This window comes from Micromonospora noduli, assembly GCF_003264365.1.
GTDB lineage: Bacteria > Actinomycetota > Actinomycetes > Mycobacteriales > Micromonosporaceae > Micromonospora > Micromonospora noduli.
In genome coordinates this window covers 21,648-37,596 of the sequence record NZ_PYAK01000027.1, presented here as the reverse complement: position 1 = coordinate 37,596, position 15,949 = coordinate 21,648, and the positions used below count along the sequence as shown (strand labels likewise).

The window sequence follows — 15,949 nt, the reverse complement described above, 5'->3', positions numbered from 1 at the left end:
CGGTTACCTCCGGGCCGGGGCGACGCGGGTACGGATGTGGTCGGGTGGCTCGCCGAGGGAGGCCACCGCTTCGGAGAGGCAGCGCCACAGCGCCCACGCCTCGTCGGGGGTCAGATACATGCGGCGCCGGCCGCCGCCCACGGCGAGATAGACCGGGTACGCATCGGGCCGAGCGAGGTCGACGCGCACGGACACCGCCGTGCTGGCGGCGCCGTCAGTGCCGGGCGCGCGGAGCCGGTAGAAGGTTCGGCCGTCGGTCGGGGCGGTCACCGCGGCTCACCCCCGTCGGTGTCCCGGTCGAGGATGTTCAGCAGCGAGTCGGGCAGCAGTGGTCCGCGACGTTGCCGGGGCAGAGGCGGCCGGGTTGGCTCGGTGGCGGTTTCCCGGCCGACCTGGGCGAGGATGTCCGCCGCGTCGGCCGGTGCCGGGTACTCGGCGGCTAGGTCCCGGATGTGGTCGTCGGAGATGTAGGAGAAACGGACCCGGGCGGGCTCGGGGGTGCCGTCGAGGATCACGTAGCCGACGCCCTTGGCCCAGCGGGGCATCTGGTCGGCGAGGGCACCCCGGTTGCGGGCGCCGTCGCCCAAGACGAGGTCGACCTGAGCGGCCTCGGTCAGGCCGAGGGCGATGCGGGTTGGAAACAGGTCCCGGAACGGCAGGACCTCTTTGCGGGGGTCCTGCAACGCGGCCACCACCAGGACGCCGACGCCGGCACCCTGCGACAGCAGCAACCCGAGTGAACCGGCGATGCGCTTGCGCAGGTCAACGTCCTGGAGGTACGCGGTCAGTGCCGCCATCTCGTCGATGACGACCACGACCAGGGGGTCATCCAGGGTCGGGGTGTGCACCCGCACCGCGCCGGCAAGCCGGGTCTGCCGCTCCCGCATCACCGTCACGGCCTCGTCAAGAAGGTCGGCCATGGCCTCGAACGACTTGCAGGCGAACCGCGCGAACAACGGCCGGCCCATCGCGAACTCCATGCCGCCCTTGGGATCGATCACCCAGAGCCGGACCAACCCGGAGGAGATCCCCCCGGCCAGGACGCGGACCAGCGACCACAGCACCGAGCCCTTCCCGGACCGGGTGGCGCCGCCGATGAGTACGTGCGTGGCGAGCAGGTGCAGGCACCAGTGCCGCAGGTCTTCCCGTCGCGCCAGCGGTAGAGCGGTGAAGTCGGGCACCGACGGGACGTCGAACGGGTCAACCAGGGTGCGCAGTGCGTCCGTGCGGACCACCACCAGGTAGACCACCGACGGCCGGTCCCGGAACCGCAGCCGGTCCACCGCGCCTAGGACCAGCGCCCAGTAGCCCGACCGGATCGGCGGGTCATCGGGGCGCTCGGAGTAGACGCGGGCGTGCCGCCGGCCGAAGGCGTACGCGAGGTTTGCCGTTGCCTTTTGGAACTCCTCGGGTGTCTGCCCCCGAACCATGCGGATGGTCAGCACGTCGAGCGCCTGATCCGAGCGGACCCGCAACAGCTCCGGCAGGACCGTGCGATGGTCGTACACCTTGGCCAGGCCGCAGAGCGTCATCGCTTCACGCCAGGCCCGCCGGTAGACGAAGAGCTGACGGAACCGGCCGAGGATCGGACCGGCGCACCAGGTCCACCAGGACGACTCGTGCCGCCACCGCCACAGCGCCGACACGGCAGCGGCCAGGACCACAGGCACGATCACACCGGCCCGACCGAACTCGCGGTAGAGGCTCACACCGGCCACGACCAGGCCGACAGCGACCGGGTGACGAAGACACCACCACAGGCCCCGCCACAGCCAGCGCAGCACCAGGCCGATCGCGATCAGCCAGACCGGCAGCTCCAGCCGGCGCGGACGGATCACCATCAGGTCCCCGGCGGTGGTCATCACGACCTCGCCCCGCGGCCGGCGAATCATCGCGCACCCGCCACTGTGGGCCGCCGCAGGGCGGCGGGCATACGCTTGGACATGTCACTACCTCTCTCGACAGAGCAGGGGAAAGAGACAGAGGGCGGGGCTGCCGTCCGCCAAGACCTGACAGCCCCGCCCCCACCAAATGCGGCTACTGCGCCGCCTTCGTCGCCACGCCCGCCGGGGCACGCATCCCGGTCGCCCGCAGCGAATACGCCATCCGACCGTTGTTGCCCACGTACGGCGTGACGGTCATGCCGTCGAACTCCACCGCCTCGAACAGGCCACCCGTCGGCGGCACCGGCTGGTAGTCCGCCGAGATCTTCACCGTCGTCTCCCTCGACCGCTTCCCCAGCTCCGGATCCAGGTCCATCACCCGGACCTGCCACACCCGCTGGCCGGTCAGCTTGTCCTTCGCCGGGCTACGCCGACCGGTCTTCTCGTCGTAGTCCTCGACCTCGCCCAGAGACTCGGGCACCAACGCGCACCCCGCCGGGAACACGTCCTCACACCGCACCGCGAACCTCGTACCGCCACGCAGAGCCATCGCTCAACCTCCAACTTGTTAACTTGTCTGCCAAGTTGAGATCCAAGGTAGACGGCACTTGGCAGACAAGTCAACAAGCTTCGGAATAGTCGTCCAAGCGCGAGCGAACGCTGATTGGAGGGACAGCAGTAGTGGAGCGAGCACGTTAAGTTGTGGTGACCAGCGACAACCTGATCGATCGGGGGCGATTTATGGGACATCCGCTGGACGACATCGCGGAACTTGAAGAGCTCCGCCTCCAGGCGGAGGACCTGGCGCGGCGCTTCGCAGCCGGCGAACGGGAAGCAGCCGAGGTGTCCGCCCGGGACTCACACGAAGTCGTGCGCGTGGTCTTGGCCTCGGACGGCCGAATCAGCGAAGTTGATGTCTTCTTCCACTGGCACAGACGGATCAGCAGCGACCAGCTGGGTGCAGCCATGGTGGAGGCCGCCGATGAGGCAGCCCGCCTGCGGATTGAGGCGTGGTCGAACGGCGTCAGCCAAGCGACGGGAAACGAACCGGATGTACCTGCGCCGGCTTCGTCCCCGACAGGGAGTGGCCTCACTGAGCCGGGAGACGAGTCGGCGGTCAATTTCGCCCGGGGGCTGTTCCACGTGCTCACCGATTCCTTCGCCCGCCTCGACGACCTCGCGGCGGAAGCGGAGCGTGCAGCGCTCGCCATCTCCACCAGCGCCGACCCAGAAGACCGCGTACGAGTGACGCTGAGCGGTGAGCGATTGTCGGCTGTATCCATCGACAATGCTTGGTTGCGCATGGCGCACGCCGATCAGGTGGGGGCTGCTGTGATCCAAGCTCTACAGCAGGCATACGCGGATCGCGAGCAAGCCATCCGGCTGCGAAATTCTTGGCCGTACGACGAGCTGGAGCGGATGACCGGCGATCCGGCGCAACTCCTCGCCAACCTCGGATTGGGTCCACGACAAGCCCCAAGGAGTGACTGAGCATGCCACCTCCGAGCCCTCAGAAGCTGACGGTGTCGATCGGGAAGCTGCGTGAGGACGCGGCTGTCTGGGACGACGCCGGCGACATCATGCGAGACGCGGCCCAAGTCGCCGCCCGCCTTGAGCTAGCTGCGCTGCATTTCTCATACATCGGTGACCAGATCGGGCTGGTCGATGTGTACCAGCAACTCCAAGACCGCTTGATTCGGCTCCTCACCGAGGGCAGCCATACCTTCGAGACGATCGCGATGTCGCTGCGTCATGCCGCCGACGGTTACGAGCGCGACGAGGCAGACGGCGTACACCGGCTCAACAACATCTACTGAAAGGCCGGCTGGTGACGTTCCCCTTCCCCCGCCCACTTCCGTTGTCCGAGGCCGAGTTCAATGAACTTATCAACCATATCGAAGCTGGTGTTCGTCGTATCGAAGGGCTCGCTAACCAGCTCATCGAGCGGGTGAACAGCCACCTTCCTTGGCTCGGGCCGTTCGCTCGGGAGACGCTGCGCCTCATGGAGCGCTTCCGAGATCTGGCCATCCGCTTCTTTTCCGAAGTGGGTAAGTTCCTCACCCGCTGGGGCGTGCCATGGACGCTGTACTCACACGGCGAGACGTGGACCCGCCACGTCGGCGGGCCGGTGCACGAGCAGGCCGCCAGGGTCGACGCAGGGCAACTCCATGTCGATGATTACTGGACCGGGGTCGCCGCGACCGCTTACACCGGCCTACTCCCGCTCCAAGGCAAGGCCCTCGCCAGCATCAAGGCCGCAACCGATGACCTCGATGACGCGCTCTGGAAGATTGCCGCAGGAATCATTGCCTTCTGGCTCGGCATCGCTGCGGTGTTTGTGCCGTACATCGTGGAGCTGATCGCGGAGGTGATCGCCGCCGAAACAGTTGTCGCAGCGCCCCCAGCTGCGGCCGCAGCGGGTGCTTCCACCGCTAGGACCATCGCTCTGACCATCGGCGTCGTTACTGCGGCCATCACCTACCTGACCAGCCTATGGACGCAGATGCGGGACCTAGACCAGCGCCTACACACTAGCGACGGACTTCCGGGCGGCAATTGGCCGACATTGGTCTCGGACCTCTCGGACGGGCGTGTCCGCGATGGCGGCAAGACCCTGGACTGGAACATCAAGAGCTGACGGAGACCTGGAACCATGGATGTACGCAATGACCGCGTGCCGCTTGTCGACCCGACCGCAGCTCGGCGCAGCGCTCGTAGGAGCATCCGGATAGGCATACTCGTGTTCCTCGGTTTGACCGGCTTCACCGCCAGCGGTACGGCCATGGTGATCGCTGGCGAGCTGCCCGGGTTGCCCTTCGCCGTCGGTGGCGCCACCGCGCAGGTTGCCGTTGCCGTCCTCGTCGGGACCCTCATCTACGCCCGGTCGGACGACAATGCTGGGCTACTCAGGGAAAGGCTGGCCACCGCCGGCCGGATCTACCGCCGGCTTTGGTGGGCTCTACTGGCTGTGCTCGTAGCGCTGGCCGCCTACGCATTGGTGCGCCTGATCATGGGGGACCCCTGGACCCTGCTTACCGCCGGCATCATCGGCGTCCTACTCGCTCTGCTCCTCCGCGGCGCCGCCTTACTCACCCGGCGGATGAGCGAGGCGGCTACGCACGAAGCTGGCCACGAGTAGCAGGGCAGCCAATGGGTAGGGGAATGTCGTGAATAGCGAGGATTCGACCGACAAGCAGCACTCCCGCCCACCAGGGCTGGATGACACCACCGTCGAAGCTCTGGGTGAACTGAGCAAGGCGATGGAGACGATTCATCGGGTGCGAGGCCACCTGTATTCGGCACACCAACTCGTAGGCGGGGCAGACCTCACCCTTGACCGGGTGGTGAAGCTGCTCCGCGAGGCCGGGCACGACGAGACGGCCGACCGGGTCGAGCGCGAGCTGTTGGGGCGCAACGTGTTACCGGGCCGGTGGACCTTCCAGATCATGGAGGAGTTCGACGACGGCTACTACGCGGCGTTCCAGGAAATCGAGCGGGACGCGCGGGAGAAGCTGGCCGGGGGCCGGCGGCACATCTATGAAGCGGAGATGAAGGAGCGGCGGCGAACCCACGGGATGCCGGGGCACGAGGCTACGCCGTAGCGCTGCTGCCGAAGCCGTTCGGGATCATCGAGGCTAGGGCATTGGCTCGGGCCTCGATGATCCTCATTCGTGCCTGGTACTCGGCCGGTTCCCGGTGCGCGGACTGGCTGGTGACCTGGCCAGGCCACTTGCGGTAGAGCAGGCCGTACTCCCGGGTGAAGTAGCCCGCGGTGACCGCGTTGGCGGCGAGCAGGAGGCCGGTGTCCTCGGAGGCCGGCAGCGCCATCCAGCCGCCCAGGGCGAAGACAAGATCCCGCCGCAGGCACAGGGTCGCCGGGTGCACCGATGCGCGGTAGTCGTTGGCCTTCCAGAATGACAGGACCGAACCGCGGTCGATGAGCCCGCCGGCCGGATCCTTGTCCCATCCGGCTGTCGACCCGTCGGGCAGCAGGTCGAGTACCCGCGAGGTGGTCCAGCCGATCTGTGGGTGCGCCTCGAATGCGGCGATGTCCCGGGCGAGCGCGCCGGGGGTCAACTGGTCGTCGGCGTCCAGGACCTTGATGAGTTTCCCGGAGACCCGGGAGAGCGCGAGGGTACGGGCAACACCAGGCCCACCGGGACGACCGGTGCCCAGACTGATCCGGGGATCGCCGGGCAGCGCGTCGACCAGGGCGCCGGTCTGCCCGTCCTCCTGGACGAGCCATTCCCAGTCCCAGCCGTCAGGCATCTCTTGCTTGGCCAACGACTCGTAGGCGCCAGGCAGGTGCTCGATGCTGGGCGCGTGGACCGGGGTGATGACCGAGACGAGCTGCGTCAAGTTTTCCACCGCTGGAGTTTGTGGGAGTAGACAAGCTCCGTGCGGTCCCCCGGCATCACCACGTCAGCGACCTCGACGACCCGGCCCGTGGTGTCGGTCGAGGTCTTCCGCACGGTGAGCACGGAGACGCCCGGGTCGATGTCCAGCAACTCGGCCTCATCGGGCGACGGCGGACGCGCCCGAATCTCGTCGTCGATCCGGTCCAGCTCGATGCCCAGCGTGTAGAGCTGGTGCTGCGTGCCGCCCGGCCACGGTTCCTTGCCCGCGTCGAGCAGATCCGGGTTCGCGGCCACCAGGTCGTGCGGCAGGTAGGAGTACGACACGGTCAGCGGCGCGTTCTCGTGCCGCGACGACGTCCAGTAGACCCGGCGCAGCAGCGGCGTACCCGGCTCGACTTGGAAGACCGCCGCCATCTCCGCGTCAGCCTCTACCCGGGAGTATTCGGCGTGGAACTTCAGGTCGTCGACGGTCAGGCCGGTGTCGTGCTCGGTGGCGCCAGTCTTCAGCCGCTCGTCCTCGTCGAGCAGGACGCGATCCTTCTCCCACTGGTACCGCTCGGTGTTGCGACGGCGTACCCGCTGGCGGGGTGCCCGCACGTAGGTGCCGCGCCCCTGCTCCGCGCGGACCAGGCCCCATTCCCGGAGCTGCCGGATGGCGTTGCGGACGCTCGTGCGCGACAGGCCCGAGGTGTCGGCCAACTCGGTCTCGCTGGGCATCAAGGTGCCGGGGGCCAGTTCGCCGCTCACGATCTTTGCCCGCAACTCTTCCGCGAGTTGCAGGTAGCGAGGGCGCCAGTCCCGGCCTTGCACACCGGTCACCGTACCCCCTAGACGTTCCAACGTCTGCCAGGTGGTGCCGCCGGCGGGCCGTTCAGGAACCGGCGGTACGGCTACCGCTGCTCGCGGTGGCCGCGCAGGGCGCAGGCCAGGAGTACGAGGAACGGCTGAGCCCCGACGGGTATTGGCGTTCACCGCGTCTCTCCGGCCCGCTCGCCGTCTTCTGCCGGTGCCAGCATCTCCAGCTGGGCGTAGACCAGCTCGTCGATGAGCCGGTCTACCTGCGCGGGCGACAGGAGTACGGTCTGGGTCGCGCCGTTTCGGGTCGCATCGAGCTTCACGGCTAGGTCCCGGCGGGCGAACCGGTCGACGACCAGTTGGACGGTGACCCAGCCGGTCCGCTCCCGTCCGATGGTGGAGAGAAGCCCCCGGTGCATCGGGTCGTTCGGTCCACAGCCTCGACACCAGACGGGGCACACGACCGGCGCGATCGACAACGGCGACCGGCCCTCTGGAATGGCAGCGCCCTCACTCATGGCCGGCCACCTGCTGCCCGGTGGCCTGGGCCAGCGATCCGCGAAGGTGCTCGACCAGTTGGGCCGCTTGCGGCAAGGACAACTCTGCCCAGGCGTTCCCAGCCCTGCACGTTACGTGCACGCCGACCATGGGACCACCCAGAGCCTCACTACTGATGAGGTACGTGACGACGAGTCCACCCGCCCGACTCTCGCCGACCCGCTGCATTGGCCCACGATGACGACGGGCCATATGAGTCATAACCGGCGGCACCAGGTAGCCGCAGCGATCCGGGGCGCACCAGTCCGGGTGACTTGTGACGGCGGCCGGCTTGTCCGTGCGACTCATCGCGGCCACCGCCCGCCGTTGCCTCGGAAGAGTTGGGCCCGTGTCATTAGGGGCGCATACCGGAGCACAGGCAATTGACGGGTGGCGCCTGTCGACCACCCCGGCGAGGAGGTCGTAGAAGCCGCGCGCGGACTTGATGGAAGGTTGCCGCTGGCATACCGGGCAGATGGGCGCCTCCGAGACCACCAGCACGAGAACCAACAGTGTCGACGATGGGAGCCGGACATCGCACCTCCACGGGTAGACGGGGACCGGTGGCCAGCCACGGGGGAATGCGGCCGGCCACCGGCCCGGATGAAGGCACGGCGCACCGTCCGACGCCGGACGGGGTCGGGTATCGCCGAGCCAACTTGTACGCGCGGCTACCGCAACCGGTCCGACAGGACGCCGCGCATCAGGTGCGACCAGGGCCAGCGCAAGACCATCCGTGACACGAACCGTCACCCCGACCGCACACCAGGAAACGTATCTACAAGTGGACGAGTTGTCTAGACGTCGAAACGGGTCACTTGGTTGGCACTTGGTAAGACAAGTGCCAGGTACGGTGAGCGGGTGCCCACCCCGCACTACGGACAGCCCCGTTACCGACTCATCGCCAACCAGCTGAAAGAGCGCATCGAAAGCGGGCGCATCCCGCCCGGAGCCCTGTTGCCGGCGGAGAGCGCGCTTACCGCTGAATTCCAGGCAGCGCGAGGCACGGTTCGTCAGGCGATAGCCGCGTTACGCGAGGCAGGCTTGGTGGCCACCGAACACGGCCGGGGCACCTACGCAACCCCCCACCAGCACGAGCGCGGGTTAGACGAGGGTTCCGAGACGGAGACTCAACAGCGCCAAGTCGCCGCCGACCCGGAGCTGGCAGCCCTTTTCGCTGTCGAGGTCGGCACGACCCTGATGGAACAACAGAGCCTCGCTCGAGCAGACGGAGCCGTCCAGACGGTCGTCAGAACCTACCGGCGACTTCCGGCAGAGCACTAGAGCAGTTCACACCTTCGATACATCCACAAGGCGGCCCTTTGCCGTCGACCCCGGCAAGCCGAGCAAACCACCGCCCGACCCGCCAGCCTCCGAACGTGCGTCAAGGTCCGCTTGACATGGCGGGCCGGGTGGCGGCCAGCTCCCACGAAGGCAGGTCGACGGCAGACGCGAACGCATCGAGGGCTATCAAAGCTCGTTCTAGAGCTAGCGGGGCGGTGACTTCAAGTAATAGCCTGAGGCTCCGCTGCAAGGATCCGCGGGGCGATGCCCTGGAAGCATGTTTGTACGCATGGTTTTCGAGCAATTGGAGCTACCGTGAACAGTCGGCGACTTGACGAGATCATCTCTCTCAGGGAGAGTGCCGCTACCCTCCAGGTTGTATTTCTTGACATCGAGAGGTATTCCCGGCGACGAACGAAGACGCAGAAAGCGGTTGTAGATGAGTTCACGGCTTGCATCAAAGTGGGCCTGGAGAAGGTTGCAGCCGAAAACGTCACCTACGCTCAAACCAACGATTACAATTTCGGGACCGACGTAATCCGCATCCCGACCGGAGATGGGGCTGCCATCTGCTTCAGCTTCGACGGACTACACGACCTTCATCTCAATTTTGCCCTTCGGGTGCTGGAGGAAGTAGAAAGACGGAATGAGCTAGCGAAGTGTGAATTGTTTGGCCGTGACGGGTGGTGCAACTGTCATGCGATCTTCAATCTTCGGGTAGGCGTGGCAGAAGGCAAGACGGTGGTCTATCGCGATATCAACGGGAATTATAACGCCGCCGGCAATGCATTGAACATGGCGGCGCGCGTCATGAACCTAATGGATCCAGGGCAAGTCGGTCTAACCAAAGAAGCCTATGACCAACTAGTCGACATGGTTGATGACCCAAAGATGTCGGAAAGGTTCGTATTGCATGAAGACCTCTCCATCAAGCATGGAGAGTCGATCAGCATCTACCAGTACGTAGACCCCACGCTAGAATTCCTCGACTCTGATGAACCCTCCCGTGCCGCTGAATATGCAAGGATGCGGTCAATGGCCAAGAGCATGGAGGGTGTCTTGCCTTTCAAGCTCCCAACTCCTGGATCAGTAACTGCCGCCTCCATGGCCGATTTCGCCGAGGTCCTAGCGGAAGCTACAGTTAAGCTTGCTGCTCTGCAGAACGGTGAATCAGTCGACGGCAGCAGCTTGAACGCAGGTAAGAGGCCGGTGATTGAAGGCGAAGCTTCCTAGGCATGCAGTTGCGCCCTGCAAGCACGGTCGGGCAGTACCGAGAAGGAGGAAGCGTGCCTGTCGGCAAGACGTCAACCATCGCACGCCCGGGTGGTGAAACTGGTGTCACCGGTATAGAAGACGCCTGGAAAACGTTAGCGTTGGTAACGGACCTCATTAAGCATGTGGAGACAAAAACTAGCGTTACGCTTGCGGCAACAGGAGTGACAGCAGGGATCTTATTTAATCTTTTGAAAGAGGAGGTTCGGTCGCCACTGATCCTTGCTCCTTCCATTTTGTGTGCCCTCGGCACGGTCGCCAGCGGAATTTTTTGTGGTCTGGCCCTGTGGCCCCGTTTGACTAAAGGCGGAAAACCGACGGGCAGCCTGTTCTTTGGTCATATTGCCCAAAGCTACAAGGACGGGCCGGAGGACTTTCTGAATGCAACCAGGGCTTTGTTGCAAGACAAGGAAAAGTTGCTGAACGAAATTTCTAGCCAGATATGGGCGAGCGCGCATGTGGCTCGTTTGAAGTACCGATGGAATAAGTCTGCACTCGTTTCCTTGTTACTCTCGATTGCAAGCCTGGCTGGCGTCGCGGTCCTCGCCGTGTTCTGAACCTGGAGCTGTCGCAGCTAGGTTGAGCTGGGGCGACCAAGTGGCTGACGAACGGCGCGATTCGTCATGCACGAGCGCCGAACGCCGTGGCTGGCCGTTAGAGCCAGTTCGGGGGCGGGCAAAGCTACCTCCGCTCCTTCACGCCTAATCAGACTAGTCTCGACCAGTACGTCGAGTCGTGCTAGACCTCGGATGCCGACGGTTTGTTGTCGCTCCGAGCGTCCACAATGACTACGTTTTCCTTGTTCTCCAACTCAAGCTTCTTGAGCACTTTCTTTAACCTCTCTTCCTGCTGTGCGTTGTAATAGATAATCACCTTAATTGACTTATCGGTCTGATTTGCCTGCTCGTATATCCTTACTTGATTGCGAAGGTTGCGCTCTAAACTCGTACTGCTTGCGAGCTTCAACTCCACGAGGGCCTTATCGCCGCGCCCGTACGACACCTTAAAGTCTACTGGTCCGCGCCCATTGTTGGGTTCACGATTAACGTCGAAAGTTGTTCCGTACCAGATAAGTCCAAAGAAGAGCTGGACCTCCATTTCATCGCTGAATGGTTTTCCTTTGCGGTTTATGACTCGGTAGCCATCTTGGTTTTCGACGTAGTTCTTAAAAGCCCGAACCCGCTTCAGTGCCTCGTCGTAACTGTCGGGCACATACTTATAGAAATCTGTCCTAGATTCTAGTTCGGCGATTATCCTACGAATTTGACCAACGAAAATGGCTTGCACATATTCAACCGAGTCCTTACTTCTCCTCTCGGCTGCATCCCCTTCTCTTTCCTTGGTTGCGATATAAAGAGCATGCAATTCAGGAAAGCGCCTAAGGGTTGCCTCGATGGCTTCAGTTCGAGGCTCAGGAGAACGAGCCTCCATCAGCTTCTTGCTGAAGTACTGATTCATGCGGCCACGTAACGTCTCGTCATCGCATGACTCTACGACTCGATCGAAATTACGTAGGAGGTCCTCTCGATTAATCCAGGTTTCGTCGCGGGCAAGAATGTCGAGAGGCGTAAGGAGTACATGCTGATTGCGTGGTTCAAAGAAAGGGAGGTCATAGGTTCGGCTGCGCCAAGCACGCGTGTTGTAGTCGAACTCCACTCGTTCTACCCCGCATTTCCTGCGCTTGGACGCGGGCACGTGCTGGAGAGTGAAATCTTGAGTGTACTCAAGGACATATTTCTTAATGAGATTCGTCGTGAGGTCGCTTACGCTGTCTCGACCTACCCCTTTGTCTAGCAGCCGAACGTGTTCCAGGTGTACGGAATCCCTCTCGCTGTCTAGGATGGTGTTTAAATGGCTGCTCAGGGAAAGCGCGAACTTCTCGCCTAGACCTCGGCCCCCATTGCCGAGGAAGGTAAATCCAAGCCAATTTTCTTTGACTTCGCCAAAGAAAAACCACTCCTTCAGGAGTCCCTTGTCTTCCCGCGCGATCGCTGAATGATCCTTCAGGAAGCCGAGGTATCTGATGATGGAGTCGTGGAGTTCGTGGTATTCCTCCTTCTCGCTTTGAAACAAGAGGAAGGGGTCGACAAAAAGAGGTAGGTCTGAGACTAGGCAGATGTTCAAAGCACCGTAGGAATCTAGATCGTCCTCATTGACGCCAAAATAATCGGAGAAATACACGCGACTTGGCATGGTTCAAGGTACCGCGCCAACTGTTGCACTGTCACCCGCCGATGTTGCCGAACCCGCCGATGAACCGACTTCTGTCTGATGAACGACATTGCGTGCGCCTCGGCAACGAAGATGTGGAGCTACGGCTGGTAGTCGGCAGGGGCGAAATGCCGCAGCAGTACCGTCATGCGATCGCACCTGGAAGGGCCTAACAACGCCGGCGCGTGGTTCTACCGACAGCAGCGAGCCAGGACGGCGACGGACGGACACAGGCAGTGCCTTACCGGACCCGAGGTCCCGGCCTCTTATGGAAGAGCCCAGACGAGGCGCACAGAGCTTGCAAATGAAATGTCGGCGTTCCATCACGGACGGCAGACCAATCGCAAGTCGCCGCGCGACTGTGATTGGCGCGCGTCCGGTCAGTCTTGCTCAACGAGGGTGCGGCGGACTCCTGCGTCGAGCATCGCTTGCGCGCGGTGTTGGCCGTTGTTGTAGCCACCCTCGAATGGCCGGTATGGCCGAATAGTATCGATTAGCAGTGATAGCAGGGCCTCACGCTCCCAGTCACTTAGGGAGATCGTGGCGGCCTGTTGGCCAACCTGGTACGGAATGTCCTCGTGCGGGACGCCTGCGGCTTGGGCCTCGCGGACGAGCCGGATGGCCACTCTTGAGACCGTGTGCCAGTCGCCACCGTGGTACCAGCAGCAGCCGCGAGCACCGCGATACGGCACGAACTGGCGGGCGAGACGGCGCCACAGAGTTGTACCGGCTGACATGCAGACCGCCTGGCGAAACGGAGCAGGCTTCGGAAACAGAGCGACCCACGCCAGCACATAGCGTTGCGGTCCGTCCTCTAGAACCGGCTGGGCCGGTCTGAATCCCGTGCCGCGGTCGCGCTCGACGCGCTGTCCTACCATGGCTTCTACGTCCTCGTCGCGTACCGGCCGCCACACAGGGCGGGTCAGTCGCCGAGTCTCGGCGTCGACGGTGAAAAATACAGCGGCGATGCGCGGCGACCCGGACTCCGGCAGGAAGCGCTGGATCCAGATTGGCGGCTCAGCCTCATCCGGGCAACACTGCTCCCAAACCGCGGAAGCGCAGGCTTCAGCGGCGTTGATCAGGGAGACGCCTTCGCCCATCAGCTGAGTTGCGACCGCCACGGGACGGTGCTGCGGGGCGGTGAACAGTTGGAGCCGGAAGGTCGCTCGGTAGCGCGCTCCAGGCGGAAGCCGATACATGTGATCATCGACGACGCGCTCCCGGCGGCCAGCCAGCTCATCGGGCAATCCACGAGAAGTCGCAGGCTCGTCCATCGGCATCGGTCCACTATCCCGCGTCAGCCGTCGGAGCAGGAGAGATCATCGGGCAAAAGTTGGGCACAAGTAACGCCGACAAGGACTGTCGAATCTTGTAAGGCAGCGAAGAACTCACCGAGGTCAGGCGACCGATCGGCCAGTTGGAGTGGATCAGGCGCACGCCGTAGAAGCTCAGGGTTCGAGTGCCTGGCGGCTCCAAAGTAGCTGGTCCAGAACTAGTGCATTCGTCCCGATTTCTGCAGCGGCAGACTCAGCGATCACGAGGATCGCATGAGGGTTGTTCGGCACATTGAAGCCAAGGGCGTTCAGTGCCTTCTGCACGCGCACGTCGGGCTTGAGCGCGTCAGCGCCGCATCGCATGCGCAGATAGCTGAACAGGGCGAGACCTATGCCCTTAACACTGCCGACGTACGGATCGAGCATGTAAGCATGCTTGAGCACGTCCACGGAGGTAGCCCACGCCCGGCAGGCGTCGTCCTCGCTGAGGCCGTGTTCGTCGGCGAAGCGCAGGAGTCGACAGGCAGTCGTCGACATGGTCTCGGCCTCGCCAGTTCGTAGGCCAAAGGTGGCCGTATCGGGCGTGGCGGCAAGTTGTCTGAGGGTGGAGCCCCCAACATGCTCTTCCCACTGGGCGACCAGAGGCAGTACACGGCTTTGGTACTTGCGCTGTCGCGAGGCGATCACATCCACCACCATGGCGCCTCGCCGACCCTCGTAGACTAGGCCGTGCTGGTCCGCTCGCTGCAGAGCATCGTCGCCAGCTCGTTCCCAGAGCGTCCGAAGTTCTGCTACTGCATCCTGCCAACCCGGTCGGCCCCGAAGCACTTCCAAGACTTGCTCGCCTAGCACGCTGTTCCCATCGAGTAGGTCGTCTTCGCCGCTGCTGGTCGACGAGATCATCGTTCCCCTCGTTGGGCTGGCAAGCAATGGCGGTTCTATCCCGACTGACGCCAGGGCAGGTGGTCGTTGCAAATCGCTGCACTGGTCGTCGCCGACACCTTGCCCTGCAGTGCACGTGACCCTACATTCGGCCGGCGGAATTCTCGATCTAGACCGTTCGTCGGCTAAGACGTGGCTTGAGAGTTGAATAGAGCCGCCGTTGCCGAAACGCTCTCTTCTGGATCAAGGCACCGCGCTCCGCGCGGTGCGGGGCGACAAGCCCGCCCGGCGGCAAGCCGCCCCGGCCGCCTACGGCGCCGGGGCGGTGAGCCACCGACAGCCGCCGGGACACCGCCCCACGGTCAGACCTCAGTCCAGAGCGACTTCGCCCGGAAAGCGCTCACGAAGCGCGGCGACCGCATGGCGCAGGCAGTAATCAAGGCTGTTGCCGTCGAGCCTGATCGACGCACCTTCGAGCCGCTGACCTGAGACCACCACCGTCCAGGGCTTGTGCTCCCGCTCGCCGTCAACCTTGACGAGCCCGATCAGGCCCATCTCCCTCAAGTGCGCCAGCAGCTCCGGCACCCGCTCGTCCCATCCCATCCACGGATGGGACCACGGAGGCCGCGACGGAAGCCAGCGGGTCGGTCTGGACGTGCGTCGGGGCTTCCGGCTGCCGCGCCAGTCCAACACCGGGACTGGCTTGCCCCCGAGTCAGCGGGTCGCGGCACCAGCCCCACCGCCAGGACGTGGGGGCCTCCCCCGCAGCCGCCGACCATCGACTCTCAGGCCCTACAGCGCCGGCCGAGAAAGGCCCCTCAGACGGCGGAGCGGGCCAGACCAAGGTGACACTGAGCCGGCGCTCAGGCCGTCTCCAGGCCGTCCCAGGCCGTGACCGGGCCGTCAAACGCCACCCAACGATGACCAAGGTCAACCAACGGCACCCAATAAACGACCAGCTCAGAGCCTTGATCGGGGCTCTGAGCTGGTGGGCGACGGACGAGTCGACCTGTACGCCGGATTCTGTGCGCGGCGCGTACCCCGAGGGGTTTGCGCCGGCGGCGGCCATCCATCTCGGCCTGCCGTTGCCGGCAGGCTCCAGCGGCCTACCCGCAGACATCGGGCGGGCAGCCCTCAAGCGTCTGCGCCGGGTCGTCATCCTGCGGTGACGGCCCTTGCTTGGCCTTGCTCCGGGTGGGGTTTACCGAGCCACCCCGGTCACCCGGGGTGCTGGTGGGCTCTTACCCCACCGTTTCACCCTTACCGTCCCCGTTGGGGTCGGCGGTCTGTTTTCTGTGGCACTTTCCCGCGGGTCGCCCCGGGTTGCCGTTAACAACCACCCTGCCCTGTGGAGTCCGGACGTTCCTCGGCGGCGGGCCGAAGCCCGCCGACGCGGCCGCCCGGTCGACTCGTCCGTCGCGCTCTCATCCTAACGACGAGCATGCTGCGGGTA

General features: G+C 64.2%; 18 protein-coding genes and 1 other RNA gene. 8 read left to right on the top strand and 11 right to left on the bottom strand.

What is annotated here, in order from left to right:
• Positions 1 to 3 precede the first annotated feature (3 nt).
• The 3 genes from GUI43_RS20370 to GUI43_RS20360 all read right to left on the bottom strand — a co-directional run bounded on the left by GUI43_RS20370 (position 4) and on the right by GUI43_RS20360 (position 2,433).
• The gene (locus tag GUI43_RS20370; RefSeq protein WP_112699528.1) at positions 4 to 270 is read right to left on the bottom strand and encodes a hypothetical protein; all 267 of its coding nucleotides are present in this window, start codon (positions 268 to 270) and stop codon (positions 4 to 6) included.
• Positions 267 to 1,862, bottom strand: coding sequence for an FtsK/SpoIIIE domain-containing protein (locus tag GUI43_RS20365; protein ID WP_112699527.1), 1,596 nt, complete (start codon positions 1,860 to 1,862; stop codon positions 267 to 269). The genes GUI43_RS20370 and GUI43_RS20365 overlap by 4 nt, the downstream gene beginning before the upstream one ends.
• 175 nt (positions 1,863 to 2,037) lie before the next feature.
• Positions 2,038 to 2,433: a transcriptional regulator gene (locus tag GUI43_RS20360; RefSeq protein WP_091402451.1), complete on the bottom strand. Its 396-nt coding sequence runs from the start codon at positions 2,431 to 2,433 to the stop codon at positions 2,038 to 2,040.
• A 155-nt stretch (positions 2,434 to 2,588) separates the two neighbouring features.
• Between GUI43_RS20360 and GUI43_RS20355 the strand changes: the two genes are divergently transcribed.
• Genes GUI43_RS20355 through GUI43_RS20335 form a run of 5 tightly spaced genes read left to right on the top strand, consistent with a single transcriptional unit; the run spans position 2,589 to position 5,485 of the window.
• Complete coding sequence (locus GUI43_RS20355) at positions 2,589 to 3,374, top strand: hypothetical protein (protein WP_146765935.1); 786 nt, start codon at positions 2,589 to 2,591, stop codon at positions 3,372 to 3,374.
• Positions 3,375 to 3,406: 32 nt separating this feature from the next.
• A complete protein-coding gene (locus GUI43_RS20350) occupies positions 3,407 to 3,700 on the top strand; it encodes a hypothetical protein (protein ID WP_146765934.1) in 294 nt (97 codons plus the stop codon).
• 11 nt (positions 3,701 to 3,711) lie between these two features.
• Positions 3,712 to 4,521, top strand: a complete 810-nt coding sequence (locus GUI43_RS20345; protein ID WP_112601021.1) for a hypothetical protein — start codon at positions 3,712 to 3,714, stop codon at positions 4,519 to 4,521.
• Between the two features lie 15 nt (positions 4,522 to 4,536).
• Positions 4,537 to 5,022 carry a hypothetical protein gene (locus GUI43_RS20340; RefSeq protein WP_146765933.1) on the top strand — a complete coding sequence of 162 codons (486 nt, stop codon included), beginning with the start codon at positions 4,537 to 4,539 and terminating at the stop codon, positions 5,020 to 5,022.
• A 28-nt stretch (positions 5,023 to 5,050) separates the two neighbouring features.
• A complete protein-coding gene (locus GUI43_RS20335; RefSeq protein WP_112601023.1) occupies positions 5,051 to 5,485 on the top strand; it encodes a hypothetical protein in 435 nt (144 codons plus the stop codon).
• On the opposite strand, the gene GUI43_RS20330 is transcribed toward GUI43_RS20335, so the two are convergent.
• From GUI43_RS20330 to GUI43_RS20320, 3 genes are all read right to left on the bottom strand, one after another.
• Complete coding sequence (locus GUI43_RS20330) at positions 5,475 to 6,251, bottom strand: glycosyltransferase family 2 protein (protein ID WP_249037797.1); 777 nt, start codon at positions 6,249 to 6,251, stop codon at positions 5,475 to 5,477. The genes GUI43_RS20335 and GUI43_RS20330 overlap by 11 nt on opposite strands.
• Entirely contained in the window at positions 6,239 to 7,060 is an 822-nt protein-coding gene (locus tag GUI43_RS20325; RefSeq protein WP_112699523.1) for a GntR family transcriptional regulator, read from the bottom strand. Before GUI43_RS20325 ends, GUI43_RS20330 begins: the two co-directional genes overlap by 13 nt.
• Positions 7,061 to 7,209: 149 nt before the next feature.
• Positions 7,210 to 7,455, bottom strand: coding sequence for a precorrin-4 C11-methyltransferase (locus GUI43_RS20320; protein ID WP_112699522.1), 246 nt, complete (start codon positions 7,453 to 7,455; stop codon positions 7,210 to 7,212).
• 979 nt (positions 7,456 to 8,434) lie between these two features.
• Between GUI43_RS20320 and GUI43_RS20310 the strand changes: the two genes are divergently transcribed.
• The 3 genes from GUI43_RS20310 (at position 8,435) to GUI43_RS33510 (ending at position 10,686) form a co-directional block, all read left to right on the top strand.
• Positions 8,435 to 8,857, top strand: coding sequence for a GntR family transcriptional regulator (locus GUI43_RS20310; RefSeq protein ID WP_170158761.1), 423 nt, complete (start codon positions 8,435 to 8,437; stop codon positions 8,855 to 8,857).
• 315 nt (positions 8,858 to 9,172) lie between these two features.
• A complete protein-coding gene (locus GUI43_RS20305; protein ID WP_170158760.1) occupies positions 9,173 to 10,090 on the top strand; it encodes a nucleotidyl cyclase domain-containing protein in 918 nt (305 codons plus the stop codon).
• 53 nt (positions 10,091 to 10,143) lie between these two features.
• The gene (locus GUI43_RS33510; RefSeq protein WP_146763157.1) at positions 10,144 to 10,686 is read left to right on the top strand and encodes a Pycsar system effector family protein; all 543 of its coding nucleotides are present in this window, start codon (positions 10,144 to 10,146) and stop codon (positions 10,684 to 10,686) included.
• Between the two features lie 181 nt (positions 10,687 to 10,867).
• On the opposite strand, the gene GUI43_RS20300 is transcribed toward GUI43_RS33510, so the two are convergent.
• The 5 genes from GUI43_RS20300 to rnpB all read right to left on the bottom strand — a co-directional run bounded on the left by GUI43_RS20300 (position 10,868) and on the right by rnpB (position 15,908).
• Complete coding sequence (locus tag GUI43_RS20300; protein WP_211326731.1) at positions 10,868 to 12,310, bottom strand: DUF8370 family protein; 1,443 nt, start codon at positions 12,308 to 12,310, stop codon at positions 10,868 to 10,870.
• Positions 12,311 to 12,720: 410 nt separating this feature from the next.
• Positions 12,721 to 13,620: a hypothetical protein gene (locus GUI43_RS20295; RefSeq protein WP_146765932.1), complete on the bottom strand. Its 900-nt coding sequence runs from the start codon at positions 13,618 to 13,620 to the stop codon at positions 12,721 to 12,723.
• A 168-nt stretch (positions 13,621 to 13,788) separates the two neighbouring features.
• Positions 13,789 to 14,517: a hypothetical protein gene (locus GUI43_RS20290; protein WP_146763156.1), complete on the bottom strand. Its 729-nt coding sequence runs from the start codon at positions 14,515 to 14,517 to the stop codon at positions 13,789 to 13,791.
• 348 nt (positions 14,518 to 14,865) lie between these two features.
• A complete protein-coding gene (locus GUI43_RS20285; protein ID WP_112601763.1) occupies positions 14,866 to 15,099 on the bottom strand; it encodes a hypothetical protein in 234 nt (77 codons plus the stop codon).
• Between the two features lie 393 nt (positions 15,100 to 15,492).
• Positions 15,493 to 15,908: RNase P RNA component class A (gene rnpB / locus GUI43_RS20280), an RNA gene on the bottom strand.
• Between the last annotated feature and the right edge of the window lie 41 nt (positions 15,909 to 15,949).